Annotated in this window: 27 protein-coding genes and 1 tRNA gene; 7 read left to right on the top strand and 21 right to left on the bottom strand. The window is 68.5% G+C overall.

From position 1 onward, the window contains the following. Positions 1 to 43: 43 nt before the first annotated feature. The 7 genes from U8331_RS02725 to U8331_RS02695 form a co-directional block, all read right to left on the bottom strand. The gene (locus tag U8331_RS02725) at positions 44 to 892 is read right to left on the bottom strand and encodes an ABC transporter ATP-binding protein (RefSeq protein ID WP_481132104.1); all 849 of its coding nucleotides are present in this window, start codon (positions 890 to 892) and stop codon (positions 44 to 46) included. Positions 893 to 911: 19 nt separating this feature from the next. Further along, complete coding sequence (locus U8331_RS02720; protein ID WP_481132103.1) at positions 912 to 1,700, bottom strand: ABC transporter permease; 789 nt, start codon at positions 1,698 to 1,700, stop codon at positions 912 to 914. 13 nt (positions 1,701 to 1,713) lie between these two features. Next, positions 1,714 to 2,913, bottom strand: a complete 1,200-nt coding sequence (locus tag U8331_RS02715) for a cystathionine gamma-synthase (protein ID WP_481132102.1) — start codon at positions 2,911 to 2,913, stop codon at positions 1,714 to 1,716. 126 nt (positions 2,914 to 3,039) lie between these two features. Continuing rightward, the gene (locus U8331_RS02710; RefSeq protein ID WP_481132101.1) at positions 3,040 to 4,416 is read right to left on the bottom strand and encodes a pyridoxal-phosphate dependent enzyme; all 1,377 of its coding nucleotides are present in this window, start codon (positions 4,414 to 4,416) and stop codon (positions 3,040 to 3,042) included. 298 nt (positions 4,417 to 4,714) lie between these two features. Further along, complete coding sequence (locus tag U8331_RS02705) at positions 4,715 to 4,933, bottom strand: HP1242/YdcH family protein (protein WP_481132100.1); 219 nt, start codon at positions 4,931 to 4,933, stop codon at positions 4,715 to 4,717. 420 nt (positions 4,934 to 5,353) lie between these two features. Beyond that, a complete protein-coding gene (locus tag U8331_RS02700) occupies positions 5,354 to 5,950 on the bottom strand; it encodes a hypothetical protein (protein WP_481132099.1) in 597 nt (198 codons plus the stop codon). Continuing rightward, the gene (locus U8331_RS02695) at positions 5,947 to 6,423 is read right to left on the bottom strand and encodes a DUF4398 domain-containing protein (protein WP_481132098.1); all 477 of its coding nucleotides are present in this window, start codon (positions 6,421 to 6,423) and stop codon (positions 5,947 to 5,949) included. Before U8331_RS02695 ends, U8331_RS02700 begins: the two co-directional genes overlap by 4 nt. Between U8331_RS02695 and U8331_RS02690 the strand changes: the two genes are divergently transcribed. Next, on the top strand, positions 6,416 to 7,525 hold the full coding sequence (locus U8331_RS02690) for a PilT/PilU family type 4a pilus ATPase (RefSeq protein WP_481132097.1): 1,110 nt from the start codon (positions 6,416 to 6,418) through the stop codon (positions 7,523 to 7,525). The two genes, U8331_RS02695 and U8331_RS02690, sit on opposite strands and share 8 nt — an antisense overlap. Positions 7,526 to 7,708: 183 nt before the next feature. On the opposite strand, the gene maiA is transcribed toward U8331_RS02690, so the two are convergent. From maiA to rplM, 5 genes are all read right to left on the bottom strand, one after another. Next, entirely contained in the window at positions 7,709 to 8,374 is a 666-nt protein-coding gene (gene maiA / locus U8331_RS02685; protein WP_481132096.1) for a maleylacetoacetate isomerase, read from the bottom strand. Positions 8,375 to 8,470: 96 nt separating this feature from the next. After that, positions 8,471 to 9,457, bottom strand: coding sequence for a fumarylacetoacetate hydrolase family protein (locus tag U8331_RS02680; RefSeq protein WP_481132095.1), 987 nt, complete (start codon positions 9,455 to 9,457; stop codon positions 8,471 to 8,473). 144 nt (positions 9,458 to 9,601) lie between these two features. Then, positions 9,602 to 9,676, bottom strand: a tRNA-Gln gene (locus tag U8331_RS02675). A 24-nt stretch (positions 9,677 to 9,700) separates the two neighbouring features. Then, positions 9,701 to 10,093, bottom strand: a complete 393-nt coding sequence (rpsI, locus tag U8331_RS02670) for a 30S ribosomal protein S9 (RefSeq protein WP_481132094.1) — start codon at positions 10,091 to 10,093, stop codon at positions 9,701 to 9,703. Between the two features lie 9 nt (positions 10,094 to 10,102). Next, a complete protein-coding gene (gene rplM, locus U8331_RS02665; protein WP_215218826.1) occupies positions 10,103 to 10,531 on the bottom strand; it encodes a 50S ribosomal protein L13 in 429 nt (142 codons plus the stop codon). A 237-nt stretch (positions 10,532 to 10,768) separates the two neighbouring features. Between rplM and U8331_RS02660 the strand changes: the two genes are divergently transcribed. Next, positions 10,769 to 11,884, top strand: a complete 1,116-nt coding sequence (locus tag U8331_RS02660; RefSeq protein ID WP_481132093.1) for a (Fe-S)-binding protein — start codon at positions 10,769 to 10,771, stop codon at positions 11,882 to 11,884. Between the two features lie 97 nt (positions 11,885 to 11,981). Continuing rightward, complete coding sequence (gene coq7 / locus U8331_RS02655) at positions 11,982 to 12,629, top strand: 2-polyprenyl-3-methyl-6-methoxy-1,4-benzoquinone monooxygenase (protein ID WP_481132092.1); 648 nt, start codon at positions 11,982 to 11,984, stop codon at positions 12,627 to 12,629. Between the two features lie 145 nt (positions 12,630 to 12,774). Here coq7 and speD read toward each other — a convergent pair whose 3' ends face one another. Further along, positions 12,775 to 13,566 carry an adenosylmethionine decarboxylase gene (speD, locus tag U8331_RS02650; RefSeq protein ID WP_481132871.1) on the bottom strand — a complete coding sequence of 264 codons (792 nt, stop codon included), beginning with the start codon at positions 13,564 to 13,566 and terminating at the stop codon, positions 12,775 to 12,777. A 175-nt stretch (positions 13,567 to 13,741) separates the two neighbouring features. On the opposite strand from speD, the gene crp reads away from it, so the two are divergent. Then, positions 13,742 to 14,431 (top strand): cAMP-activated global transcriptional regulator CRP, encoded by a 690-nt coding sequence (gene crp, locus U8331_RS02645; RefSeq protein ID WP_481132870.1) that lies wholly within the window; start codon positions 13,742 to 13,744, stop codon positions 14,429 to 14,431. Between the two features lie 286 nt (positions 14,432 to 14,717). Here crp and U8331_RS02640 read toward each other — a convergent pair whose 3' ends face one another. The 8 genes from U8331_RS02640 to U8331_RS02605 form a co-directional block, all read right to left on the bottom strand. Further along, entirely contained in the window at positions 14,718 to 15,494 is a 777-nt protein-coding gene (locus U8331_RS02640; protein ID WP_481132091.1) for a haloacid dehalogenase-like hydrolase, read from the bottom strand. Continuing rightward, positions 15,491 to 16,282: an indole-3-glycerol phosphate synthase TrpC gene (gene trpC, locus U8331_RS02635; protein ID WP_481132090.1), complete on the bottom strand. Its 792-nt coding sequence runs from the start codon at positions 16,280 to 16,282 to the stop codon at positions 15,491 to 15,493. The genes U8331_RS02640 and trpC overlap by 4 nt, the downstream gene beginning before the upstream one ends. Positions 16,283 to 16,286: 4 nt before the next feature. Then, positions 16,287 to 17,321 carry an anthranilate phosphoribosyltransferase gene (gene trpD, locus U8331_RS02630; protein ID WP_481132089.1) on the bottom strand — a complete coding sequence of 345 codons (1,035 nt, stop codon included), beginning with the start codon at positions 17,319 to 17,321 and terminating at the stop codon, positions 16,287 to 16,289. Positions 17,322 to 17,469: 148 nt separating this feature from the next. Continuing rightward, positions 17,470 to 18,042, bottom strand: a complete 573-nt coding sequence (locus U8331_RS02625; RefSeq protein WP_481132088.1) for an anthranilate synthase component II — start codon at positions 18,040 to 18,042, stop codon at positions 17,470 to 17,472. 1 nt (position 18,043) lies between these two features. Further along, positions 18,044 to 19,600, bottom strand: coding sequence for an anthranilate synthase component I (gene trpE / locus U8331_RS02620; protein WP_481132087.1), 1,557 nt, complete (start codon positions 19,598 to 19,600; stop codon positions 18,044 to 18,046). 99 nt (positions 19,601 to 19,699) lie between these two features. Further along, entirely contained in the window at positions 19,700 to 20,719 is a 1,020-nt protein-coding gene (gene yegS / locus U8331_RS02615; RefSeq protein ID WP_481132086.1) for a lipid kinase YegS, read from the bottom strand. Between the two features lie 174 nt (positions 20,720 to 20,893). After that, positions 20,894 to 21,568 carry a ribulose-phosphate 3-epimerase gene (rpe, locus tag U8331_RS02610; protein WP_481132085.1) on the bottom strand — a complete coding sequence of 225 codons (675 nt, stop codon included), beginning with the start codon at positions 21,566 to 21,568 and terminating at the stop codon, positions 20,894 to 20,896. Positions 21,569 to 21,593: 25 nt separating this feature from the next. After that, positions 21,594 to 21,929 (bottom strand): J domain-containing protein, encoded by a 336-nt coding sequence (locus tag U8331_RS02605; protein WP_481132084.1) that lies wholly within the window; start codon positions 21,927 to 21,929, stop codon positions 21,594 to 21,596. 182 nt (positions 21,930 to 22,111) lie between these two features. On the opposite strand from U8331_RS02605, the gene U8331_RS02600 reads away from it, so the two are divergent. From U8331_RS02600 to U8331_RS02590, 3 genes are all read left to right on the top strand, one after another. Then, positions 22,112 to 23,053: a phosphoribosylaminoimidazolesuccinocarboxamide synthase gene (locus tag U8331_RS02600; RefSeq protein ID WP_481132083.1), complete on the top strand. Its 942-nt coding sequence runs from the start codon at positions 22,112 to 22,114 to the stop codon at positions 23,051 to 23,053. A gap of 1 nt (position 23,054) precedes the next feature. Next, positions 23,055 to 23,531 (top strand): Mpo1 family 2-hydroxy fatty acid dioxygenase, encoded by a 477-nt coding sequence (locus tag U8331_RS02595; protein ID WP_481132082.1) that lies wholly within the window; start codon positions 23,055 to 23,057, stop codon positions 23,529 to 23,531. 178 nt (positions 23,532 to 23,709) lie between these two features. Continuing rightward, entirely contained in the window at positions 23,710 to 24,597 is an 888-nt protein-coding gene (locus tag U8331_RS02590; protein ID WP_481132081.1) for a DMT family transporter, read from the top strand. The last annotated feature ends 92 nt before the right edge of the window (positions 24,598 to 24,689 follow it).

Below are 24,689 nucleotides of genomic sequence, written 5' to 3'. Positions count from 1 at the left end.
GAGCGTTCGGCAGCTCTGGACACGACCCGTGTAAACGCGGCGCTCATCGTGGACCGGCCGCTTTCTCTTGGGCCGTGCGCTCGCCTGCAACCTGGGCCACGGCCAATTCTCCCGAAGCGGCAGCAGCGGCTTCCCGCTCCGCCTTTGCACGCTGCACCGCCTTCCGGTAGCGCGCCAACGCCTCGTTGATCTCCCCGAAATAGGCCACCTTGCCCTTCTGGATCAGCAACCCCTTGTTGCACATCTTCTTCGCAAGATCGGTGTTGTGGCTGGCGACGACCACGATCTTGCTGCCCTCCACCCGGTCCATCAGGCGCCCCCGCGCCTTCTTGACGAACTGGGCATCGCCGGCACCAAACCACTCGTCGAGCAGCATGATGTCGTGCTGCATCGCCGTGGAGATTGCGAAACCCAGACGCATGCGCTGGCCCGATGAGAGCGTGAGGAGCCGGCGGTTCGCGAGTTCGGCCAATTCGGAAAATTCCAGGATGGAATCCACTTGACCGCGCACCTGCCCCGCGCGCAGCCCCATCGCCGTCGCCCGCAGGAAAATATTCTCGACCAGCGTCCCTTCCTGGTTGAATCCCAGGCTCAGGTTCAGCAGGGCCTGGCGCGAGCCCTGCATCGCGACGTGTCCGCGCGTGGGCTGGAAAGCGCCCGTCAGCACCCGCAACAACGTGGTCTTTCCGGCACCGTTGCTGCCGATCAACGCGACCCGATCCCCTTCCTCGATGTTGAAGGTGACATCGTCCAGCAGCGTCGCGAACTGGCGCTTGGGCAGCGACGTCGCGGCACCGAGCAGAGTCTTGAACCAGGAGGTATCGCGCTGCTGCGGTTGCACGTAGTAGGGAACGTCGAGACCGACGTTGACTGCACGGATGTAAGCGCTCATCGATCGGGTACCCCCGTCCTTATATCCACAGGGGTACGAAACGTGCGTAGCGCCGGTAGAGCAAGCTGGCCAGGCCCCATCCCAGCAGGGTCAGTACGCCGACGTAGATCAGGCTCGATGACGGGATCGGCTGCCCGAGCACCGGTGCGCGAACCACGGTGATCAGGTGATAAGCAGGGTTGAGGTGCACCGCCCACCAGCCGATGTGCCCCGGAGGGAATCGCTCTCCCACCCAGAGGATGGGGGTCAGGAGCATGCCGAAACGGAGCATCGTATTCGCCGCCTCCCCCGTATCGGGATGGCGCGCGCCGACCAGTGACATGCAGGTCGACCACCAAACCATGTTGGCGACCACCAGCGGGAACGTGAGCGCCATACTGAAAATGTTGGTCCAGTGCATGTCCGGCGACCATATCAACACGCCAACAAGTACCAGCGACGAGCAGACAAAATAGAAAAATGCCTTGGACAGGGATCGCAGCACAAAGTCAGTCAGACGTGTGCGTCCGTCCATGATGAACGATTTGTGGCTGCGCAGGATGGAAGCCGCCTCGTTGGTGCACTGGACCATGAAGCGCCACACCACGTATCCCGTGGCGAGATAGGCAATGAAAAACGCGGGGTCGTGGCCCATCAGCCGCGAATAGATGCTGCCGATGGCTCCTACGAATATCGCCACCGGAAGGAAGACCCACGCCAGCCCCAGCCTCGTGCGCCGATACTTGGTCGCTATGTCGAGCCAGCTGGAATACGACCAGAACTCCGGATAGCGGGCGCTGTCCCGGAGATGGGAGAGGAAGCTCGGCATCACCGTTCGAGTCTCAACTGCCGTTCGTCGATGTCGGATCAAGCGACCGCTGAAGGTCTCCACGAAGGTCACCTACGCCTTCCACGCCCACGCTCAGCCGCACCAGGCTATCGCTCACGCCCAGCTCCGCCCTGCGCTCCACCGGCACCGACGCATGCGTCATGATCGCCGGGTGGTTCACCAGGCTCTCGACCCCGCCGAGTGACTCGGCGAGGGCGAACAGCTCAGTCCGCTCGCAGAAGCGCTTCGCCGCCTCGACGCCGCCTTTCAGCACGATCGACACCATCCCGCCGAAGCCGTCCATCTGTCGCTTGGCGAGCTCGTGCTGCGGGTGTGACTTCAGCCCCGGGTAGATCACCTTCTCGATCGCCGGATGGGTTTCCAGCCACTCGGCCAGCGCCTGCGCGTTCTCGCAGTGCGCCTTCATCCGCAGGTGCAGCGTCTTCAGCCCGCGCAGCGCCAGGAAGCTGTCGAACGGCCCCTGCACGCCGCCCACGGAGTTCTGCAGGAACGCCATCTGCTCGGCCAGTTCGGCATCGTCGCCGACCACCACCATGCCGCCGACCATGTCGGAGTGGCCGTTGAGGTACTTGGTGGCCGAGTGCATGACGATGTGCGCGCCGTGCTCGATCGGACGCTGCAGGATCGGTGAGGAGAAGGTGTTGTCGACCACCACGATCAGGCCGCGCTTGCGGGCGATCGCGGCGATCTGCGCGATGTCGACCAGCTTCAGCAGCGGGTTGGTCGGGGTCTCGATCCAGACCATCTTCGTCTCGGGACGGATCGCGGCCTCGAAGGCGGCCGGGTCGGCGAGGTCGACCCAGCTGAAGTCCAATCCGGCGGTGCGGCGGCGGACGCGCTCGAACAGGCGATAGGTGCCGCCGTAGACGTCGTCCATCGCGATCACGTGGCTACCGCTGTCGAGCAGTTCGAGGATCGTCGAGGTCGCCGCCATGCCGGACGCGAACGCATAACCGCGGGTGCCGCCCTCGAGGGCGGCGACGCAACGCTCGTAGGCGAAACGGGTCGGGTTGTGGCTGCGCGTGTATTCGAAGCCCTGGTGCACGCCGGGGCTCGACTGGACGTAGGTCGAGGTCTGGTAGATCGGCGTCATCACCGCGCCGGTGCTCGGGTCGGGGCTCTGCCCGGCGTGGATGGCCAAGGTGCCGAGACCGGGCCTGGAGCCGGACTCGCCGGTGTGTTCTTTGCTCATGTCGTGCGTTCCGTTACCACGGCGAGGCGACCGCGAAGTTTAGCAGCTGGGCGCCGGGCGATCGTGGAGTTCGTAAGCTGAACAGAGTTACGGATCGCGGCCGGCCTGCCCACAATTCGCCGGCCGTCACTCCACCCGCCGCCGCAGGTAGTTCAGCAGGTCGATCCGCGTGATCAGCCCCAGGAACCGCTCCCCTTCGGTGATGATCGCGACGTGCCCGCGGTCGAATACCGGCAGCAACGATTCGATCGGCTGGCGCACGTCGATTTTGTCGAGCTTGCTGACCATGGCGGTCGACACCGGGTCGCGGAACCGCGCCTCGTCGCCGTAGACGTGCAGCAGGGCGTCGGACTCGTCGACGATGCCTACCAGCTGGTCGCCCTCCATCACCGGCAGCTGGCTGACGTCGTACAGCTTCATGCGCTGGTAGGCGGTCACCAGCAGGTCGTTGGGGCCGACGACCACCGTGTCGCGCTGGGAGAACGGCCGCAGGATCAGGTCGCGCAGGTCGCCGTGCTGCTCGCGCTCGATGAAGCCGTTGTCGAGCATCCAGTAGTCGTTGTACATCTTCGACAGGTACTTGTTGCCGGTGTCGCAGACCAGCACCAGCACCTTCTTCGCGGAGGTCTGCTCGCGGCAGTAGCGCAGCGCCGCGGCCAGCTGGGTACCGGTGGACGAGCCGCCGAGGATGCCTTCCTTCTCCAGCAGCAGCCGGGCGGTCAGGAAGCTCTCCCGGTCCGAGATGGCGTAGGCCTTCTTCACCCGGGTGAAGTCGGAGATCGGCGGCAGGAAGTCCTCGCCGATGCCTTCCACCATCCAGCTGGCGGACTTCTCCACGATCTCGCCGCGGTTGATGTAGTCCTCGAGGATCGAACCGACGGGATCGGCCAGGATCAGCTCCGTATGCGGGGACTGCTCGGCGAAGCAGCGCGACAGGCCCGTCATGGTGCCCGAGCTGCCGCAACCGAACACGATCGCGTCCAGCCCACCGACCTCGGCCATCTGCGCGAGGATCTCCGGGCCGGTGCCGGCCTCGTGCGCGGCCGGGTTGTCGGGATTGCCGAACTGGTTGATGAAGTAGGCGCCCGGGGTTTCGCGCGCGAGCCGCTCGGCGAGGTCCTGGTAGTAGTCGGGGTGGCCCTTGGCCACGTCCGAGCGGGTCAATACGACCTGCGCACCCATCGCCTTGAGGTTGAAGATCTTCTCCCGGCTCATCTTGTCGGGGACCACCAGCACCAGCTTGTAGCCCTTCTGCTGGGCGACCAGCGCCAGCCCGAGGCCGGTATTGCCGGCGGTGCCCTCGATGAGGGTGTCACCCGGCCTGATGTCTCCCCGCGCCTCGGCCGCCTCGATCATCTTCAGGCCGATACGGTCCTTGATCGAGCCACCCGGATTCTGCGATTCGAGCTTGAAGTAGAGCTCGCAGGGACCGGTGTCGAGGTGCTGGGCCTTGACGATCGGGGTGTTGCCGATCAGGTCGAGTACGGAGGAGGCGATGGGCATTCGGGCACGGATATGGCGTCGCGCAAAGGGCGGCGGATACGGGAATTCTACGGGAAGGGCGCGGGGGCCTGGCTCCGGCGGCTCGTCGCCGCGGCGGGTCAAGCCGGACCGGATTTTTTGTAGGAGCGGCTTCAGCCGCGATCCTGGGGTGGCGCACGCGGCCGTTTACCCGATCGCGGCTGAAGCCGCTCCTACAGAAGCACGCCTATTACCGGCGCCCGATCGGGTTCGTCCGGGGCAACGGCGCCTTCGTGGGCGACGGCGGCCGACGAGGAGGCCGCCACCGCCCGCGAGGGACTCAGTGCCTCCGGGTGTCGTACATCCGGACCAGACGGTCCTTGGCGGCCAGCTTTTCGCGCTTCATGCGCGCCAGGGTGGTGTCGTCGACCGGCAGCAGGCCGAGTTCGGCGTCCATCACCTTCTTGTCCAGGGTCTGGTGATGCTGGTAGAGCTGCTTGAATTCGGGGTTTGCCTTGATCAGCGCTTCGATTTCCGGCTGCGGTTGTTCTTCGAACATGAAAGCCTCCTTCAGCACGAATGCAAACGCCCCGACCGGACGGTCGAGGCGTTGCGGGGTGTCATCAGCGGTGCCAGGTGCGGGACACGCGGGGCGGGTCCGGCCCCACCCGCCCCCGGCAGATCGGCCACCGGTTCGGTAGCGGATTCCTGTTCGGCGGCGTCTCGCGAAACGGGTATCTGCATGTCGGCCTGGTTCGTCGCCAGACGGAAAAATGTCCGTCTGGAGTCCGACCCTACTCCTCGGATTCGGGGGCGGCAAGCGGGGTTGGAGCGGGACGTGATGGCTGGCAGGCACGTGGGCGGCGGAACCCAGCGCCGTGGCGCATTCCGAGGCTAACCTGCTGATGAATAATGTATTTTTTACACGCCGATCCGCGACACCTGTGGCTCTTGTAGGAGTCCGTACCGGAGTCGGCGGTCACTCGTCGTCCGACGCTTCCTCGGCCTGGCGCAGCAGCTCGGCCTCCTGGCGGGCCAGTTCAGCCTCCCGCTCGCGGGCGGCCTTGAGCCGGGCGGCCTCGGCACCCGCGACGTTCTGCAGGGCCGACTCGATGTCCTCCATCGCTTCGGCGCTGCTGGTCGCCTGCGCACGCAGGCGGGCGGCCTCTTCGGCCTGGATCCGGGCCTGGATGCGCAGGCGTTCGGCCTCTGCCCGCGCTTCGGCCGCGTCGCGCTGGCTGGCCTCGACGATCAGTTCGCTGCGGGTACGCTCCAGCCGGTCGATCCGGCGCTGCATGGCCTCGGTGCGGGCGGCGACTTCGGCGATGCGGACGCGGCGCTCGGCCACGTACCGGGCGACGTCGTACTGGCTGCTGCGTGCGTTGGCGAGCACCTCCACCGCCTGCCGCGCCTGCAGTCGCTCGTACGCGGCGAGGTTGGCGGTTTCGCTGTCGGCGTCCAGCGTAGTGAGCTGCTGCGACAACTGGCTGACCACCACATCATCCTGGGCAAACGCGGGCATGGCGGCGAAGGCCAATGCCAGCGCCACCGCGGCGCCTCGGGAACGCAGGTTCATCGGCCACCTCCCAGACGGCGCTGCAGTTGTTCGACTTCGGCCTGGCGCTGCGCCAGTTCGGCCTCGGCCAGCGCCTGCCGGCTGAGCGCATGGGCCAGGTCGGCGTCGGCATGGGCCGCCGCCGCCAAACGCCGGGCATCGTCCTGCCGGCCTTCAGCCATCGCCGCCTGGGCACGGGCGAGACCTTCACGTGCCAGTTCGACCTGGTCAGCGGCGTACTGGTCGGCGTCCGCTCCGGTGGCGCGGACCACGGCCTGCTGCGCCGCGTTCAGCTCGGCGGTCGGCGGCGGCAGGGTCGCGCACGCACCGAGCGCGCAAGCGAGCACTGTGCCCATCAGCGGGAAACGAATTTGTGCGAAGCTGACATGCATGGGGATACCGTGGCGATAGTGTGTCGCCCGGCCATTGTGATCAGGGCGGCGTTGCGGTTGCAACGGGTCGCCGTCGCCAAAGAGAGGTGTGTGCATGGACATCGGCTATTTCCTGAAGCTGATGACGGAGAAGAACGCGTCGGACATGTTCCTGTCCACCGGCGCACCGGTCTACATCAAGATCGAAGGCAAGCTGCATCCGCTGGGCAACACCGGCCTGCCGCCGGGCATGGTCAAGAAGATCGCCTACTCCCTGATGGACGAGGGCCAGGTGCCGCAGTTCGAGCGGGAGCTGGAGCTGAACATGGCCTATGCGCTGCCGGAGGCCGGGCGCTTCCGCGTCAACGTGTTCAAGCAGCGTGGCGAGGTCGGCATGGTGATCCGCGCGATCCGCAGCGTGATCCCGTCGATCGAGGAGCTGCAACTCCCGCAGGTGCTCAAGAACGTCATCATGGAGCCGCGCGGGCTGGTGCTGATCGTCGGCTCCACCGGCTCGGGCAAGTCGACCACGCTGGCGTCGATGATCGACTACCGCAACAGCAACATCTCCGGGCACATCCTCACCATCGAGGACCCGATCGAGTACCTGCACCGGCACAAGCGCTCGCTGGTCAACCAGCGCGAGGTCGGCCTCGACACCCACGCGTTCCAGCACGCGCTGAAGAACGCGATGCGCGAAGCGCCGGACGTGATCCTGATCGGCGAGATCCTCGACCAGACCACGATGGAGGCGGCGATCGCGTTCGCCGAGACCGGCCACCTGTGCCTGGCCACGCTGCACTCCAACAACGCCGACCAGACGCTCGAGCGCATCCTCAACTTCTTCCCCGAGGCGGCGCACAAGAACGTGCTGATGAACCTCGCCCTCAACCTCAAGGCGGTGATCTCGCAGCGCCTGGTGATCGGTACCGACGGTCGCCGCCTGCCGGCCGCCGAGGTGCTGCTCAACACCCCGCACATCCGCGACCTGATGCGTCGCGGCCAGGTGCACGAGATCAAGCAAGCCATGGAAGAATCGCTGGAGGAAGGCATGGAGACCTTCGACCAGTGCCTGTTCCGGCTGGCCAAGGAAGGCAAGATCGACATGGAGGAGGCGCTGCGGGCAGCCGACTCGCGCGACGGCCTGGCGCTGAAGTTCCGGCTGTCGGAAGGCGCCGGTGCCGAGCACGACCCGTATGCGGACGTGTTTTCCACCGACCACTAGCCGACGGGGTTGTAGGAGCGACGTGAGTCGCGACCCACTGACCCGCCGAGGTCCCGCGCACGAACGTATTGGCTGGATCGCGCGATCGCGCCCCCGGGTCGATCGACGCGCGATGGCTTGTCAGTGGGTCGCGACTTACGTCGCTCCTACGAGGTCGCTCCCGCCGCTTGGAGGCGGCGCCGATCAGTTCGCCTGCGGCGCGTCCGGCTGGCTCTCCGGCCGGGCGGCGTCGAACTCCGGCAGCGCGAGGCAGTTGCGTTCGATCCGCTCGATGGTCGGGAACGGCGACAGGTCGAGGCCGAAGCGCCGGGCGTTGTAGACCTGCGGCACCAGGCAGCAGTCGGCCAGCCCGGGAATGTCGCCTTCGCAGAACTCGCCGGTGGACGGGTGGTCGGCAAGCATCGTCTCGACTGCGGCGAAGCCACTGGCGATCCAGTGGCGCACCCAGTCGTCCCGCTCGGGCTGGGGCACGTTCCAGGTGCGGTCGAAATACTGCAGCACGCGCAGGTTGTTGAGCGGGTGGATCTCGCAGGCCACGGCTTGGGCGATCGCACGCACGCGCTGGCGGTCGCGACTGGACACCGGCAACAGCGGCGGTGATGGCCAGGTCTCGTCGAGGTACTCCAGGATCGCCATCGACTGGCGAAGGATGCGGTCGCCGTGCTTGAGCACCGGCACCAGCTCCTGCGGGTTAAGCAACCGATAGTCGTCGGTGTGCTGTTCGCCACCATCCCGGACCAGGTGCACCGGCAAGGTGTCGTACGCCAGCGCCTTGAGGTTCAGGCCGATGCGCACGCGGTACGCGGCGCTGGAGCGCCAGTACGAATACAGCTGCAGTTGCTCCGACATCCGCGCCCTCCCCTCTGTCATCTGCGCTCCCCTGCGCACGGTAATACGGTGCCGGCACCGGCGGACGGCCGCCCGCCGGTGCGACACCGCCGCCGGTCAGGCGTCGTGGCGCTCGATGCGCTGTTCGATGGCACCGAAGATGCTGCGGCCTTCGCCGTCGAGCATCTCGATCCGGACGGTGTCGCCGAAGCGCATGAAAGGCGTGCTCGGCTTGCCGTCGCGGAGGGTCTCGACCGTGCGCTGTTCGGCGAAGCAGGAGGCACCCAGGCTGGTGTCCTCGTTGGCGATCGTGCCGGAACCGACGATGGCGCCGGCCGAGAGCGGCCGCGTCTTCGCCGCGTGCGCGACCAGCTGGGCGAAGTTGAACTGCATGTCCACGCCGGCCTCCGGTGCGCCGAACCACTTGCCGTTGACGTGGGTCAACATCGGCAGGTGGACCTTGCTGTCACGCCAGGCGTCGCCGAGCTCGTCCGGGGTCACGAACACCGGGCTGAGCGCGGACCGCGGCTTGGACTGCAGAAAGCCGAAGCCCTTGGCGAGTTCGCCGGGAATCAGGCCCCGCAGCGAAACATCGTTGACCAGTCCAACCAGTTGGATATGGCCGGCGGCCTGCTCGGGCGTGACCGCCATCGGGACGTCGTCGGTGACCACCACCAGCTCGGCTTCGAGATCGATGCCGTATTCCTCGCTGGGCACCCGCACCGGATCGCGCGGACCATAGAAGCCGGCGCTGACCGCCTGGTACATCAGTGGATCGGTGTAGAAGCTCTCGGGCACCTGGGCGCCACGTGCACGGCGCACGCGCTCGACGTGCGGCAGGTAGGCGCTGCCGTCGACGAATTCGTAGGCACGCGGCAGCGGCGCCGCCAGCGCCAGAGGATCGATATCGAAAGCGTCGCCCGCTTCGCCGGCGTTCAGGCGGTCCGACAGGGCATTCAGCCGGGGCGCGGCATTCGACCAGTCCTCCAGTGCACGCTGCAGCGTATCGGCGATGCCGGTGGCGCGCACGCCGCGCGTCAGGTCACGTGAAACCACGATCAGGGTGCCGTCGCGGCCACCTTCCTTGAGGGAACCCAGCTTCATTGGATGAGCCTTGTGTCGGGCGCTGCAGCGCGATGGTTTCAATTGTAACCGGTTAGCTGCGGCGGGCCAGCGCACGGCAGGCGCCCGGCCGCCCGAAACCGCGGGCAACAAAAAACCCGCCTTGCGGCGGGTTTCTTGCGGATCTGGCAGCCCCGGATGGATTCGAACCACCGAATGCCTGAGTCAGAGTCAGGTGCCTTACCGCTTGGCGACGGGGCTGTGGAACTTGTGTCGGAGCGTATTTTAGCGCTTCGAGAACTGGGTTGCACGACGTGCCTTGTGCAGGCCGACCTTCTTGCGCTCGACCTCACGGGCGTCGCGGGTCATGAAGCCGGCCTTGCGCAGCTCGCCCTTCAGCGAGTCGTCGTATTCGACCAGCGCACGGGCGATGCCCAGGCGGATCGCACCGGCCTGGCCGGTGGTGCCGCCGCCGGCAACGGTGACGTTGACGTCGAACTTGTCCGTCGACTGGGTCAGCTCGAGCGGCTGGCGCACGATCATGCGCGCGGTCTCGCGGCCGAAGAACTCGTCGATCGAACGCTGGTTGATGGTGATCTTGCCATCGCCCTTGCGCAGGTAGACGCGGGCGGTGGAGGACTTGCGGCGGCCGGTGCCGTAATTCTGCTGGATTGCCATGTCGGTACCTTAGATGTCGAGCGGCTGCGGCTGCTGGGCGGCGTGCGGATGCTCGGCGCCGGCGTAGACCTTGAGCTTGCGGTACATCGCGCGGCCGAGCGGGTTCTTCGGCAGCATGCCCTTGACCGCGATCTCGATGACGCGCTCCGGGTGGCGCTCGAGCGCCTGGCCCAGGGTCTCGGTCTTGAGGTTGCCGATGTAGCCGGTGAAGCGGTGGTACTTCTTGTCCGCCAGCTTGTTGCCGGTGACGGCGATCTTCTCGGCGTTGATCACCACGAGGTAATCGCCGGTGTCGACGTGCGGGGTGTAGACCGGCTTGTGCTTGCCGCGCAGGCGGTGCGCGAGTTCGGCGGCGAGGCGGCCGAGGGTCTTGCCGGTGGCGTCGACGAGGTACCAGTCACGCTGGACGGTCTCGTTCTTGGCGGTGAATGTCTTCATGACTGGTCTTCTATGGGTACCTGGTCGGGCTGGTTGCGGCTGCGTCCGTGGTGGACGCGGGCCGGAACTTCACCGCGCGTTGAATCGCCCGCAGTGCAACCGCGGAACGAAAGAGGCGGAATGATAGCGGCACTCGCGGGACATCGCAAGCCACCGGACCGCCCATGCTAGCATCGCCGGATGCCCGCCGCCACGCCCGCTCACCCTCTCCGTCGGGACGGGCCGGGAGCGCGCGCCGTGGTGGCACTGGCGGACCGTTGCGTGCAGTGCGGGCTCTGCCTGCCGGCCTGCCCCACCTACGGCCATGACCGGGTGGAGACGGAATCACCGCGGGGGCGGATCGCCTTGGCGCGGGCCTGGGAGCTTGGCACCATCGAGCCGACCGCCACCGGCGACGGACACCTCGACCATTGCCTGGGATGCCGCAGTTGCGAAGCGGTGTGCCCGGCCGGGGTGGAGTACGGCGACTTGCTGCGGCTGGTGCGCGAGCGGCAGCGGGATCGTCGCGGCGCGCCCCGGCTGCAGCAGGCACTCGAATGGCTGGTGGCGTACCCGCGTTGGCTGGACGGTCTCCTGGATCTGTACCGTCATCTTTATCCACTCGTCCCAAAGCCTCTCCGGCGACTGCCGCGACCGCCCCGTGCCGCGCTCCGCTCCAGGCCCGCGACGCCCGGCACCGACGGCACCTCCGTGGCGCTGTTCGTCGGTTGCGTCGCAAACCGTTACGAGGGCGCGGTCCGCGATGCCCTGGCGCGGCTCTGCGCCGCCATCGGTGTCCAGCTGCAGATCCCGGAGAACCAGGCCTGCTGCGGCAGCGTGCATGCCCATGCCGGCAACGCGGCCGGCGCCGGGACCCTGGCAGCACGCAACCGGGAGGCATTTGCCGGTCACCGCCGGGTACTCACCGTGGCGAGCGGATGCCACGAATCGGTCGCTGCCATCGCCCCCGGTGTGACGGAGGACGCGCTCGCATTCCTCGCTACCAGGCGCGACCGCCTGCGGTTCGCGGAACGCCGCGAACGGGTCGCGCTCCACCTGCCCTGCACCCAGCGCAACGTGGGGGGCTCGGCATCGGCATTGCGCCGGCTGCTGGACACGATTCCGGGACTTGAAGTGGTGGAGCTCGATGCCGGCTTCGGCTGTTGCGGGGCGGCCGGCACGGCAATGCTTGCACAGCCTGCCCGCGCGGCCGATTTCCGCCGCCCCCTTCTGGAACAGCTCGCCGCCAGCGGCGCCACACGGCTGCTGAGCGCGAACATCGGCTGCCGCCTGCACCTGGCCAACGGCACCGCCATTCCGGTGCAGCATCCGCTCGAGCTGCTGGCCGAGGCGGTTCGACCGGACCCGCTTTAGGAGCGGCGGGGCCGCGCTCACGTCGCTTCGACCTGGGCCCTGTCCAGCCGGGTGCGTGGCCCACTCGACCACGCCGGAGGTCCGCTAGACTGGCCGCATGACCCCCTCCAGCCGCCATCTCAGCCCCCTCGACCGCGTCCTCGACGAAGCCCAGCGCGCGCTGGAAACCGTCCTCGGCGCCCCCGCGGCCGAACGGCCGAACCCCGCGGCAGGGGAGCCCGATATCGTGCTGGCCGACGACGAACGCCGGCACGCCGCCGGGCTGATGCGGATCAACCATGTCGGCGAGGTCTGCGCGCAGGCGCTGTACTGCGGCCAGGCGGCGGTCGCCCGCGACGAGGCCACGCGCATGCACCTGCTGGCGGCGGCGCAGGAGGAGACCGATCACCTGGCCTGGTGCGCGGACCGCCTGCGGGAACTCGACAGCCGTCCGAGCCTGCTCAACCCGCTGTGGTATGGCGGCAGTTACGCGATCGGCGCGGTGGCCGGCCTGCGCGGCGACGGATGGAACCTCGGTTTCGTGGTCGAAACCGAACGCCAGGTGGAGGCGCATATCGACGAGCACCTCACCTCGTTGCCCGGCGACGACCACCGCAGCCGGGCGATCCTGCAGGTGATGAAGGCCGACGAGGCCCGCCACGCCGACAACGCCGAAGCGGCGGGAGCGCGGGTGCTGCCGTTTCCGATCCCGCGCCTGATGGCGGCGGCGTCGAAGGTGATGAAGACGGTCGCGTACCGGATCTGAGAAGGCGACCGCGATCACCGGGGCGGCAACGGGCGACCGGGCGTTCGATCGCGGCTGGAGCCGCTCCTGCAAAGGCGGGGACTCACGCCGCCAATGGAAAAGGCCGGCATCTGCCGGCCTTTTCGCACTACCCCGGACGTGCGACTCAGTCGACCAGGTTGCGGCCGTGGTAGAGCTCCTCGATCTCGCGCTTGAGCCGCGCCTCGATCTTCATGCGCTCCTTGAACGACAGGTTGCGCGCCTTCTCCTCGAACAGGTACTGGTCGAGGTCGAAGTCCTTCAGGTGCATCTTCGTGTGGAAGATGTTTTCCTGGTAGACGTTCACGTCGATCATCTCGTAGCGCGAGCGGATGTTCTTGGCCAGGTAGTCCTGGATCGAGTTGATCTTGTGGTCGATGTAGTGCTTCTTGCCCTTCACGTCGCGGGTGAAGCCACGCACCCGGTAGTCCATCACCACGATGTCGGACTCGAGCGACTCGATCAGGTAGTTGAGTGCCTTGAGCGGCGAGATCACGCCGCAGGTGGCCACGTCGATGTCGGCGCGGAAGGTCGCGATGCCGTTGTCCGGGTGGGTCTCCGGATACGTGTGCACGGTAATGTGCGACTTGTCCATGTGCGCGACCACCGCGTCGGAGATCACGCCCTTGGCGTCCTTCTTGTCGATCACCGGCTCCTCGGAGATGAGGATGGTCACCGACGCGCCCTGCGGGTCGTAGTCCTGCCGGGCGATATTGAGGATGTTGGCGCCGATGATGTCCGCCACGTCCGTCAGGATCTGGGTCAGGCGGTCGGCGTTGTAGGCCTCGTCGATGTACTCGATGTACCGCTGTCGCTCCTCTTCGGAGGCGGCGAAGCTGACATCGTAGATGTTGAACGAGAGCGCCTTGGTGAGGTTGTTGAAACCCTGCAACCTCAGGCGCGGCAACGGCTTGACCACGGCGTTTCCCGGTACGGCGAACAAGAAGGCGATTATGCGGCAATCGGGTGCGCGGGGAAAATGAAGATCGTGCCGCCGGTCACGACGCCAGCCGCGGGCATGCCACGCAGTGGCAGGATTTGCCTCGCGACGCCAGTTCGCCCTAAGCTCGCCCGATCATCCATCATTCATGATCATGTCAGCCCACCCGGTAGCTCCCTTGACTGCTCTGAGCCGCACCCACAGCCCCCTGCTTCCCGATGGCGCCGTGATCGAGCGGTTCCTGGCCCACTGCCACCGGCGACGCTATCCGTCGCGGACGGACGTGTTCCGCCCCGGCGATCCGGCCAGCACGCTGTATTACGTGGTGTCGGGTTCGGTCAGCATCATCACCGAGGAGGACGACGGCCGCGAGCTGGTGCTGGGCTATTTCGGGCCGGGCGAGTTCGTCGGCGAGCTGGGGCTGTTCATCGAGAACGACCAGCGCGAGGTGATCCTGCGCACCCGCACCCCGTGCGAGCTGGCCGAGATCGGCCACGAGCGCTTCTACGACCTGCTGCTGTCGCGGCTGGCGCCGGACGCGCCCAAGCTGCTGTACGCGATCGGTGCGCAGATCTCGCGGCGCCTGCTGGACACCAGCAGGAAGGCCGGGCGCCTGGCTTTCCTCGACGTGACCGACCGCATCATCCGGGCCCTCCACGACCTGGCCAGGGAACCGGAAGCGATGAGCCATCCCGACGGCACCCAGCTGCGGGTGTCGCGGCAGGAGCTTTCGCGCCTGGTCGGCTGCTCGCGCGAGATGGCCGGGCGCGTGCTCAAGAAGCTGCAGGCCGACGGCAAGCTGCACGCCCGCGGCAAGACGGTGGTGCTGTACGGCACGCGTTGAGGCGGCAGGCGTTGAGGAGTCCAGCGGGCGGCCCAGGGGCCGCCCGTTTGGTTTGGTGGTCCCGCCGGAACCCCGCCCCCAAGCGTACGGCTCCGGGTTCCGTAGGAGCGGCTTCAGCCGCGATCGTGGACGCGGCGCGGGCGAACGGGCATCCGATCGCGGCTGAAGCCGCTCCTACAACAGCCCGGGCACAGCCCGGACAGCGTGCACGGACACCGGAGTGGGAAGCGGTGCCGGCGTTCCACCGCCCCACCCGGCGATGCACAGGTCGCGACTTGCGTCGCTCCTACATGCCGCCGGCGGGCGGCGCGACCGGATCCCCCGCCCTTCCCGGGCAGCCCCAGTTGAGGACGGGCGTACCCGGCGGCAGCACGCGGCGGAACATTCCGACCCGGTCCGCCTTGGGGTTCACCACCACGGGCCTAGCGGCTGCCAGCAGCAGCGGCAGGTCGGCGCTGCTGTCCGAATAGGCGACCGCGACCGGCGCGGTGAAGCCAGCCTCGCGCAGCATCGTCATCTTCATTTCGTTGTGGCAGTGGCGGGTCGCGACCACCGCGCCGAACCGGGGGCCGACCTGCGTCCCGACCACCGGCACGTCCTCGTGGGCGACGAAGGCGAGGATCGCGCGGGCCAGTTCCGGCGGCGCGCCGGTCGCGATCACCACGCGGTCGCCGTCGACGCGGTGCCGGTGCAGCACCTCCAGCGCGACCGGCAGCAGCCTGCGGCGGATGCCGTCGGTGTGCAGGGCAACGTAGCGGTCGGTCAGTGCATCGAGGTCGCGGCGGCGGTGGAAGCCGACGGTGCCGGCCCAGACGAAGCCGGAGATCCCCACGCGCCGGGTCGGCAGGAACGCGATCATCGGCCCGAACACCGGGGCGATCAGCGCCGCCAGCACGGTGCGCCACCACGCGCGCCGGATCAGCCACTTGAACAGGTGGCCGCCGGAATCACCGTCGTAGAGGGTGTGGTCGAAATCGAACACCACCAGCGGCGCGCCGTCGCGCGTGGCCGGATAGGCCGCGCGGGCGTCGTCCTTGCGGGGACCCGGGCCGGCGGTGCTCATCGCGCGAACAGCCGCTGCAGCGCCGCGCCGGGATCGCGCTCGCGCATGAAGGACTCGCCGACCAGGAACGTCCCGACGCCGGCCTCGTGCATGCGGGCCACGTCGGCCGGGGTGGCGATGCCGCTCTCGGTCACCAGCGTGCGGTCCGGCGGCACCGCCGGCTTCAACGCCAGGGTGGTGTCGAGCGAGACCTCGAACGTGCGCAGGTTGCGGTTGTTGACGCCGATCAGCTCGCAGTCGGTCTGCAGCGCGCGCTCCAGTTCGTCGATATCGTGCACCTCGACCAGCACGTCCATGCCGAGCTCGTGGGCGAGGTTGGCCATCTCCACCAGCGGCGCGTCCTCCAGCGCGGCGACGATCAGCAGGATGCAGTCGGCGCCGATCATGCGCGCCTCGTACACCTGGTACGGGTCGACGATGAAGTCCTTGCGCAGCACCGGCAGCGTGCAGGCCTCGCGCGCCTCGCCGAGATAGCGGTTGCTGCCCTGGAAGAAGTCGACATCCGTGAGAACGGAGAGACAGGCGGCGCCGCCGGCCTCGTAGCTGCGGGCGATCGCGGCCGGGTCGAAATCCGGGCGGATCAGCCCCTTCGACGGGCTGGCCTTCTTGACCTCGGCGATCACCGCGGCCTCGCCGGCGGCGTGCCTGCGGTGGATCGCCTCGACGAAACCGCGCGCCGGCGGCTGCGCGGCGGCGCGGGCGCGGACGCTGTCGAGCGAACGGATCTTGCTGCGCTGCTCGATCTCCTCGTGCTTGCGGGCGAGGATGCGCTGGAGGATGTCGGTCATGCGGCTATTGTCCCGCGAGTTCACGCGTGGTGGCGACGAACTCGTCCAGTTTCGCCCGCGCCGCGCCCGAGGCGAGCGCCTTGCGCGCACGGTCGATGCCGTCGGCGATGTCCTCCGCCACGCCGGCCACGTACAGCGCCGCGCCGGAGTTGAGCGCGACGATCTCGCGAGGCAGGCCGTCTTCGTTCCGCAGCGCCTGCAGCAGCATCGCCTTCGACTCCTTCGGCCCGGACACCTGCAGGTTGCGGCTGGCCGCCATCGCGATGCCGAAGTCCTCCGGGTGCACCTCGTACTCGCGCACCTTGCCGTCGCGCAGCTCGCCGACCAGCGAGCCGGCGCCGAGCGACAGCTCGTCCATGCCGTCCCGACCCCACACCACCAGCGCTCGCTCGGCGCCGAGTTCTTCCAGCACGCGGACCTGGATGCCGACCAGATCGGGATGAAACACGCCCATCAGCACCGCCGGTGCGTTGGCCGGGTTGGTCAGCGGGCCGAGGATGTTGAACATCGTGCGCACGCCCATCTCGCGCCGCACCGGCGCGACCGCCTTCATCGCCGGGTGGTGCAGCGGTGCGTACATGAAGCCGATGCCGGTGCGCTCGATGCATTGCGCGACCTGCTCCGGCGCCAGTTCGATCGACGCGCCGAGTGCCTCGAACGCGTCGGCGCTGCCCGACTTCGACGACACGCTGCGGCCGCCGTGCTTGGCCACGCGGCCGCCGGCGGCGGCAATCACGAAGGTGCTCGCGGTCGAGATGTTGAAGGTGTTGGCACCGTCGCCGCCGGTGCCGACGATGTCGACCAGGTGCGTGCGGTCGGCGACGTCGACCGGCCGGGCGAACTCGCGCATCACCCGCGCCGCGCCGGCGATCTCGCCGACGGTCTCCTTCTTGACCCGCAGGCCGGTCAGGATCGCCGCGGTCATGCTCGGGCTGACCTCGCCGCGCATGATCTGGCGCATCAGCTCGACCATCTCGTCGTGGAAGATCTCGCGGTGCTCGATGGTGCGCTGCAGGGCTTCCTGGGGGGTGATGGGCATGGGTGTGTCTCTTCTTCTGGTTCGATCCGGGCTTGTGTAGGAGCGGCTTCAGCCGCGATCGTGGAGCCGGTGCGGGCGGACGACTGTCCGATCGCGGCTGAAGCCGCTCCTACACAAGCCCCGGCATGCGCAGTGATGTTGGCCTCCGTCAACGCTCGAGGAAATTGCGCAGCAGTGCGTGGCCGTGCTCGGTCAGGATCGACTCGGGGTGGAACTGCACGCCCTCGACCGGGTGCTCGCGGTGGCGCAGGCCCATGATCTCGTCGAAGCCGTCGTCCTCGGTCCAGGCGGTGATTTCCAGGCAGTCCGGCACGCTGTCGCGGGCAACGACGAGGGAGTGGTAGCGGGTCGCCTCGTAGCCGTCCGGCAGGCCGGCGAATACGCCGCGGCCCTCGTGCCGGATCGGCGAGGTCTTGCCATGCATGATCCGCTTGGCCCGCACCACCTGGCCGCCGTAGACCTGCCCGATCGCCTGGTGGCCGAGGCAGACGCCGAGGATCGGCACGCGCGCGCCGAGCCGCTCGACCACCTGCAGCGACACCCCGGCCTCATTCGGGGTGCACGGCCCCGGCGAGATCACGATCCGCTCCGGCGCCAGCGCCTCGATCCGCGCGACGTCCAACTCGTCGTTGCGGACCACCTTCACCTCGGCCCCGAGCACCTGCAGGTACTGCACGAGGTTGAAGGTGAAGCTGTCGTAGTTGTCGATCATCAGCAGCACGTCACAGTCCCCGCGCCGCTTCGGCCACCGCGCGGAACAGCGCGCGTCCCTTGTTCATGGTCTCGTCCCATTCCTTTTCCGGGTCGGAGTCGTAGACGATGCCGGCGCCGGCCTGCACGTGCAGGCGGCCGTCCTGGATCACCGCGGTGCGGATCGCGATCGCCATGTCGGCGTCGCCGTGCCAGCCGAGGTAGCCGATGCTGCCGGCGTAGACGTTGCGCTTGATCGGCTCCAACTCGCGGATCACTTCCAGCGCGCGGATCTTCGGCGCGCCGCTGACGGTGCCGGCCGGGAAGGTCGCGCGCAGCACGTCGGCGTAGCTCAGGCCCTGTTTGAGCGTGCCGGTGACCTCGCTGACGATGTGCATGACGTGGCTGTAGCGCTCGATCACGAACTGCTCGCCGACCTCGACCGTGCCCGCCTCGCTGACCCGGCCGACGTCGTTGCGGCCGAGGTCGATCAGCATCAGGTGCTCGGCGCGCTCCTTCGGGTCGGCCAGCAGCTCGGCTTCGAGCGCTGCGTCCTGCTCGGGCGTCGCGCCGCGCGGGCGGGTGCCGGCGATCGGGCGCACGGTGACGGTGCCGCGGCCGTCGGCGTCGTGCTGCAGGCGCACCAGGATCTCCGGCGAGGAGCCGACCACCTGCATTTCGCCGATGTCGAGGAAGTACATGTACGGCGACGGATTCAACGCCCGCAGCGCGCGGTAGACATCGACCGGGCGCGCCTTGAACGGCACCGATAGCCGCTGGCTCAGCACGACCTGGAAGATGTCGCCGGCGCGGATGTAGTCCTTGGACTGCTCGACCGCCTTGATGAAGCCCTCGCGGGTGAAGCCGGAGACGAAGTCGGCCTCGTCGAGCCCGGCCGGGTCCAGCGTTTCCGGGTATGCCGCGCCGGTGCGCAGTCGGTGCACCAGCTGGTCGAGCCGGCGGTTGGCGCGCGCGTACGCCTGCGGCTCGGCCGGGTCGGCGTGGACGATCAGGTACAGGCGGCCCTTGAGGTTGTCGAACACCGCGACTTCCTCGGACTGCATCAGCAGGATGTCGGGGGTGCCCAGCTCGTCAACAGGATGGCCGTCGGGTTTGGGCTCACCGCCGGGACCGGCCAGCCGCGGCTCGATGAAGCCGATGCACTCGAACCCGAACCAGCCGACCAGCCCGCCGGTGAATCCCGGCAGGTCGTCGATGGCGGGTACCGAATGCAGCGTGCGCAGCCGCTCGACCTCGGCGAACGGGTCGGCGACCTCGCGCGCGTCGACCAGCTCGCCGTGCTCGGTGACGTACAGGGTGTGGCCGGCGAAGGCGTACACGCGCGCGGCCGGCAGGCCGATGATCGAATAGCGGCCGAAGCGCTCGCCGCCCTCGACCGACTCGAACAGGTAGGTGTGCGGGCCGTCGGCGAGCTTGAGGTAGACCGAGAGCGGGGTGTCGAGGTCGGAATGGACCTCGCGGACGACCGGGATGCGGGTGTGGCCGGCGGCGGCCTGCTGCTGGAAGCGTTCGAACCGGTTATCGGTCTTGGCGGACGCGCGGGGCGCGACGTTCGTAGGCGTGGTCATGCGGCATTTCCTGGGAGTGCGACGGGGCGAGGACGGCGGCGGCAAGCCACCATCGCCAACCCGTGTCGGCACTGCAGGAAATCGGGTTCGCCCGGGAAATCATCGCGCTACTTTATCCGCTTCCTGCGACGTGCGCGACGGTCGCAGCAGGGCGCAATCGGCGGGCAGGTGCATGCGCGCGCGGCCCGCCACGCAGTCGATGCGGAACCGGGTCGACTCGACCGGCTCGCCGTCCAGATTGAGTACGAACGGCTGGTCGGCCTCGATCCGCAGCGACGGCAGCCGCGCGCGCACCGCCACCCGGTCCAGCGCCGCCTGTCGGCCGCGGGTCAGGACCGCACCGATGGTGGCCACGACTTCGCCTTCGAGCGTCGGCACGATGGTCAGTTCGAGCAGGTCGTCGTCGACCACGGCGTCCCGACACAGCACCTGGCCACCGCCCGCCTGGCGGCCGTTGCCGATGCCCAGCGCGATGAAGCCGCCCTGCCAGATGAAGTCCGCGCCGTCGGCGGAGGTGGCGCTGAAACGGGCTTCGATGGGATCGATGCGGCCGAGCCGCGCGATGCCGGTGACCAGATAGGCCAGACCGCCGAGCAGCTTCTTGAGGCCTTCGTCGGTCTCGACCGTGACCTGGGTGCCGAAGCCGCCGCTGGCGAGGTTGGCGCACCAGTGGCTCTGGTCACGGTCGAGGTTGTCGATCCGCAGCAGGTCGATCGCGACGGCGGGCCGTTCCAGCGCCAGTTCCAGGGCGACCAATGGCTCCAGCGGGATGCCGGCGGCGGTGGCGAAGTCGTTGGCGGTGCCCAGCGGCACCAGTGCCAGCGCCGGCAGCGCGTCGGCAGCCTCGTCGCGGTGGGCCAGCGTCGCGGCGACCTCGCTGAGGGTGCCGTCGCCGCCGGCCGCGACGATGGTGTCGACGCCGTCGGCAATGGCTTCGGCGACGTAGCGCTCGGCATCGCCGCCCTCCCAGGTCACCCGCACGTCCAGCCGGACGCCGCGTTCGCGCATCGACGCGACCGCGTCGCGCAGCGGCTCGTCACCGGCCGACTTGCCGTTGAGGATCAGCCGCCAGCGCGGCCGCGTGGCATCGGGTGCGGTGGCTGTCGGCGCGGCGGGCATGCGGCGAGGCTAGCAGCCGGCGACGGGCGCGCGGTGAATGCCGGCGCTGTCATCACCCGGTCATGCTCGATGCCCAGCATGGGAGGCCATAGCAGGGACGACCGGCGGAGGCGGGATTGCCTCCAGATTCCCCGGAGACCGGATGCCACGAGGCGTCCGGTCTTCTTTTTTCGCTCAGCCGCGCACACCGGCGACCGCGGCCTTCATCCGTCCGACCACGTCGGCGTAGTCGTCGGCGTTGAAGATCGCCGAACCGGCAACGAAGGTGTCGGCGCCGGCCGCCGCGATCTCGCCGATGTTGTCGGCCTTGACCCCGCCGTCGATCTCCAGCCGCACCGTCCGGCCGCTGCGGTCGATCCGCTCGCGCACGCGGCGCAGCTTGTCGAGCGTCGACGGGATGAACGCCTGCCCGCCGAAGCCCGGGTTGACCGACATCAGCAGCACCATGTCGAGTTCGTCGAGCACGTAGTCGAGCACCTCGACCGGCGTGCCCGGGTTGAGCACCAGCCCGGCCTGGCAGCCGTGCGATTTGATCAGCTGCACGGTGCGGTGGACGTGGCGGCTGGCCTCGGGATGGAAGCTGATCACGCTGGCACCGGCCTTGGCGAAGTCCGGCACGATGCGGTCCACCGGCTCGACCATCAGATGCACGTCGATCGGCGCGGTCACGCCGTGCTTGCGCAGCGCCTCGCAGACCAGCGGGCCTATCGTGAGGTTGGGCACGTAGTGGTTGTCCATCACGTCGAAATGGACCCAGTCGGCACCGGCCTTGAGGACGTTGTCGACCTCCTCGCCGAGGCGGGCGAAGTCGGCCGAGAGGATGGACGGGGCGATTACGGTCGATTGCATGGCATGGCCTCGGTGGGAGCGCGGGTCACTTCCGTCCGCGCAGGGTCTTGATCCGGTCGTAGGCGCGGTTGATCTCGCGCGCCCTGGTCTCCGCCTGCCGGCGCAGCTCGCTGGCAGCGCCGGCGACGCGGTCCGGGTGGTACTGGCCGATCAAGCGGCGATACGCACGGTCGACTTCCTCGTCGCCGGCGTCGGAGGTCAGCCCGAGCACGGCGTACGGGTCGTCTCGGCGCAGGCGGAACCAGTCGACATCGAAGGCGTGGCCGATCAGCAGGCCGATCAACGCGCCCAGCAACGGGTTAACCCGCAACAGTGCGGCGCCGGCGAACACGCCCAGCAATTTGCCGTACCAGCGCCGCATCGGCGTGCCCTTCCTCGACTCGTGGCGGACCGGGGCGGGAGCGCCCCGGCGAGGCCCGCCAGTCTACCTGCAGCCGGCGCCCGGCCGGCGTACACTGCCCGACCCCGTCGCGCACGCGCGCGACCACCGGTGCGGCGCGACGGCGGGCCACCGTGCCACGCGTGCCATCCAGGGATCCGACGTTGTCCACCACCGTGCTCCGCTCCGCGCTCTCCGAATCCGACCTGCCCGGCCTGCCGCTGCGCCACCGCGGCAAGGTCCGTGACGTGTTCGACCTGCCGCACGACCGCCTGCCGGCCGGCACGCCCCCGGGCGACTACCTGCTCATGGTCGCCACCGACCGCCTCAGCGCGTTCGACGTGGTGCTGCCCGACCCGATCCCCGGCAAAGGCGAGATGCTCTGCCAGATCAGCAATTTCTGGTTCGACCGGACCGAGCACATCGTCGCCAACCACCTGACCGGGATCGACGTCGCCTCGGTGCTGCCGGACGGTGTCGATGCCCCCCGGTATGCGAAGCGCGCGGTGGTCACCAAGCGCCTGAAACCGGTGCCGATCGAGTGCATCGCCCGTGGCTACGTGATCGGCAGCGGCTGGAAGGACTACCAGCGCACCGGCCGGATCAGCGGCATCGCCCTGCCCGACGGCCTGCGCCAGGCCGAACAGCTGGCCGAGCCGATCTTCACCCCGTCGACCAAGGCAGCGGTCGGCGACCACGACGAGAACATCGACTTCGACACCGCGGTGCGCCTGTGCGGCGCCGAGCTGGCCGAGGCGGTGCGCGACGCCACCCTGCGCCTGTACCGCTACGCCGCCACCTACGCGGCCGAGCGCGGCATCCTGCTGGCCGACACCAAGTTCGAGTTCGGCACCGATGCCGACGGCCGGCTGTATGTCATGGACGAGATGCTGACGCCGGACTCGTCGCGCTACTGGCCGGCCGACGAATACCGGGTCGGCAGCAGCCCGCCGAGCTACGACAAGCAGATCGTGCGCGACCACCTGGAGACGCTCGGCTGGGACAAGACCCCGCCCGGCCCGAAGCTGCCCGCCGAGGTGATCGAACGCACCCGAGCACGGTATGCCGACGCGCTGTGGAAGCTGGCGGGGATCAGCGTCGACTGACATGACCGCGCCAGTACGCCCGCTCGACCGCTGGTTCGCCAGCTACTCCGGCGACCACCGCAACGCCACCAACCAGCTGATCCACGTCGTCTGCGTGCCGGCGATCGTGTGGAGCATCGTCGCCCTGCTGTGGTGCATCCCGGCACCCGGCACCTGGTTCCGCGACGGCTTCTGGGCGGCACTGGCGATGTTCGCCGCCACCCTGTTCTATTACCGCCAGTCGCGCCGGCTCGGGCTCGGCATGCTGGCGATGTTCGTGCTGATGGCGTTGCTGAGCCGCGCGATCGCCGACGCGTTCGGCATCCGGGTGTTGCTGTGGACCGCGGTGGCGGTGTTCGTGGTCGCGTGGATCGGGCAGTTCGTCGGCCACAGGATCGAAGGCCGCAAGCCGAGCTTCCTGACCGATCTGACCTACCTGCTGATCGGCCCCGCCTGGGTGCTGGCCAAGCTCTACCGGCGGATGGGCTGGGCGTACTGAGCCACGTGGCATCGGCCGAACACGCGCCGGCGCGCATCACCTGCCATGGACCGGGTCGCAAACCGTTATGGCCGACGGGGCAAGGACAATGCCCTCCGGCCGGTGTCATCCTCTCCTCCTGCCGCTCGCCGCGCCCAGTGCCCGAGCAGCGCCGCCGAGTCCTGCCAGGAACCGCTCCATGTCCCCACGCGACATCGTCCTCGTGCTGCTGGTCTGCGTCGCCTGGGCCGGGAATTTCCTGACCTCGGCCTACGCCCTGCGCGAAATCCCGCCGTTCCTGTTCACCGCGCTGCGCTTCGTGGCGCTCGGGCTGCCGTTGCTGTACTGGCTCAAGCGCCCGGCGCCGGGACAATGGCCGCGGCTGCTGTCGGTCTGCCTATGCGTGGGCGTGCTGCACTTCGGCCTGAGCTTCGTCGCGCTCAAGCTGGCGGGCGACCTGTCGTCGCCGGCGATCGTGATCCAGAGCTACATCCCGATGACCGCGCTGCTGGCGTGGGTGGCACTCGGCGAGAAGTTCGCCTGGCGCACCGGCCTGGCGATCGCGGTCAGCTTCGGCGGCGTGCTGGTGCTCGGCTTCGACCCGCTGGTGCTGGACGATCCGCTGGCGCTGGCCCTGATGCTGCTGGCGGCGTTGTTCCTGGCGGTCGGGACGGTGCTGATGAAGGGCCTGCGCGGGATCGATGCATTCGCGATGCAGGGCTGGACCGCGTTGATCGCGGTGGTGCCGCTGCTGGCCATCAGTACTTGGCTGGAACCCGGTGCCCTCGCCGCGCTGCCGTCGGCGAGCTGGGTGGCCTGGGTCGGGGTGGCATACGCGGCGTTCATCTCCTCGCTGCTGGGCCATGGCCTGTACTACATGCTGGTGCAGCGCTATCCGGTTGCGCAGGTCACGCCGTGGCTGCTGCTGACGCCGGTGCTCGCGGTCGGTCTGGGCATCGCGTTCTGGGGCGACCGGCCCGGGCCGCGTCTGTTCATCGGCGGCGCGATGGTGCTGGGGGGCGTGCTCGGCGTGGCGTTGCGGGCGCTGAAGAAGGCGCGGACGTTGCCACCGGCGAAGGAAGTCTAGAGGCCGCGCAAGCGGATCGACTTCTGTAGGAGCGGCTTCAGAAGGCTCGTGCCACGCACTGGATTTCCGGCGCGGCGACTTCGGTCCACCGC

The organism is Lysobacter sp. CC-YZS074, from assembly GCF_056739745.1.
The sequence above is the reverse complement of the archived record's forward strand: the minus strand, read 5'-3'. Positions and strand labels throughout refer to the sequence as shown.

Bases quoted from the DNA above. Each gene is read 5' to 3' on its own strand.
- U8331_RS02710 (WP_481132101.1), bottom strand. From the start codon at position 4,416: ATGCCCATCGCCTCCTCCGTACTCGACCTGATCGGCAACACCCCGATC.
- U8331_RS02715 (WP_481132102.1), bottom strand. From the start codon at position 2,913: ATGAGCAAAGAACACACCGGCGAGTCCGGCTCCAGGCCCGGTCTCGGC.
- U8331_RS02680 (WP_481132095.1), bottom strand. From the start codon at position 9,457: ATGAAGCTGGGTTCCCTCAAGGAAGGTGGCCGCGACGGCACCCTGATC.
- yegS (WP_481132086.1), bottom strand. From the start codon at position 20,719: ATGCCCGCCGCGCCGACAGCCACCGCACCCGATGCCACGCGGCCGCGC.
- U8331_RS02700 (WP_481132099.1), bottom strand. From the start codon at position 5,950: ATGAACCTGCGTTCCCGAGGCGCCGCGGTGGCGCTGGCATTGGCCTTC.
- rpe (WP_481132085.1), bottom strand. From the start codon at position 21,568: ATGCAATCGACCGTAATCGCCCCGTCCATCCTCTCGGCCGACTTCGCC.
- trpD (WP_481132089.1), bottom strand. From the start codon at position 17,321: ATGCCCATCACCCCCCAGGAAGCCCTGCAGCGCACCATCGAGCACCGC.
- maiA (WP_481132096.1), bottom strand. From the start codon at position 8,374: ATGTCGGAGCAACTGCAGCTGTATTCGTACTGGCGCTCCAGCGCCGCG.
- U8331_RS02720 (WP_481132103.1), bottom strand. From the start codon at position 1,700: ATGCCGAGCTTCCTCTCCCATCTCCGGGACAGCGCCCGCTATCCGGAG.
- U8331_RS02725 (WP_481132104.1), bottom strand. From the start codon at position 892: ATGAGCGCTTACATCCGTGCAGTCAACGTCGGTCTCGACGTTCCCTAC.
- U8331_RS02605 (WP_481132084.1), bottom strand. From the start codon at position 21,929: ATGCGGCGCTGGTACGGCAAATTGCTGGGCGTGTTCGCCGGCGCCGCA.
- U8331_RS02595 (WP_481132082.1), top strand. From the start codon at position 23,055: ATGACCGCGCCAGTACGCCCGCTCGACCGCTGGTTCGCCAGCTACTCC.
- U8331_RS02640 (WP_481132091.1), bottom strand. From the start codon at position 15,494: ATGAGCACCGCCGGCCCGGGTCCCCGCAAGGACGACGCCCGCGCGGCC.
- rplM (WP_215218826.1), bottom strand. From the start codon at position 10,531: ATGAAGACATTCACCGCCAAGAACGAGACCGTCCAGCGTGACTGGTAC.
- crp (WP_481132870.1), top strand. From the start codon at position 13,742: ATGTCAGCCCACCCGGTAGCTCCCTTGACTGCTCTGAGCCGCACCCAC.
- trpE (WP_481132087.1), bottom strand. From the start codon at position 19,600: ATGACCACGCCTACGAACGTCGCGCCCCGCGCGTCCGCCAAGACCGAT.
- U8331_RS02705 (WP_481132100.1), bottom strand. From the start codon at position 4,933: ATGTTCGAAGAACAACCGCAGCCGGAAATCGAAGCGCTGATCAAGGCA.
- rpsI (WP_481132094.1), bottom strand. From the start codon at position 10,093: ATGGCAATCCAGCAGAATTACGGCACCGGCCGCCGCAAGTCCTCCACC.
- U8331_RS02690 (WP_481132097.1), top strand. From the start codon at position 6,416: ATGGACATCGGCTATTTCCTGAAGCTGATGACGGAGAAGAACGCGTCG.
- U8331_RS02590 (WP_481132081.1), top strand. From the start codon at position 23,710: ATGTCCCCACGCGACATCGTCCTCGTGCTGCTGGTCTGCGTCGCCTGG.
- coq7 (WP_481132092.1), top strand. From the start codon at position 11,982: ATGACCCCCTCCAGCCGCCATCTCAGCCCCCTCGACCGCGTCCTCGAC.
- U8331_RS02695 (WP_481132098.1), bottom strand. From the start codon at position 6,423: ATGTCCATGCACACACCTCTCTTTGGCGACGGCGACCCGTTGCAACCG.
- trpC (WP_481132090.1), bottom strand. From the start codon at position 16,282: ATGACCGACATCCTCCAGCGCATCCTCGCCCGCAAGCACGAGGAGATC.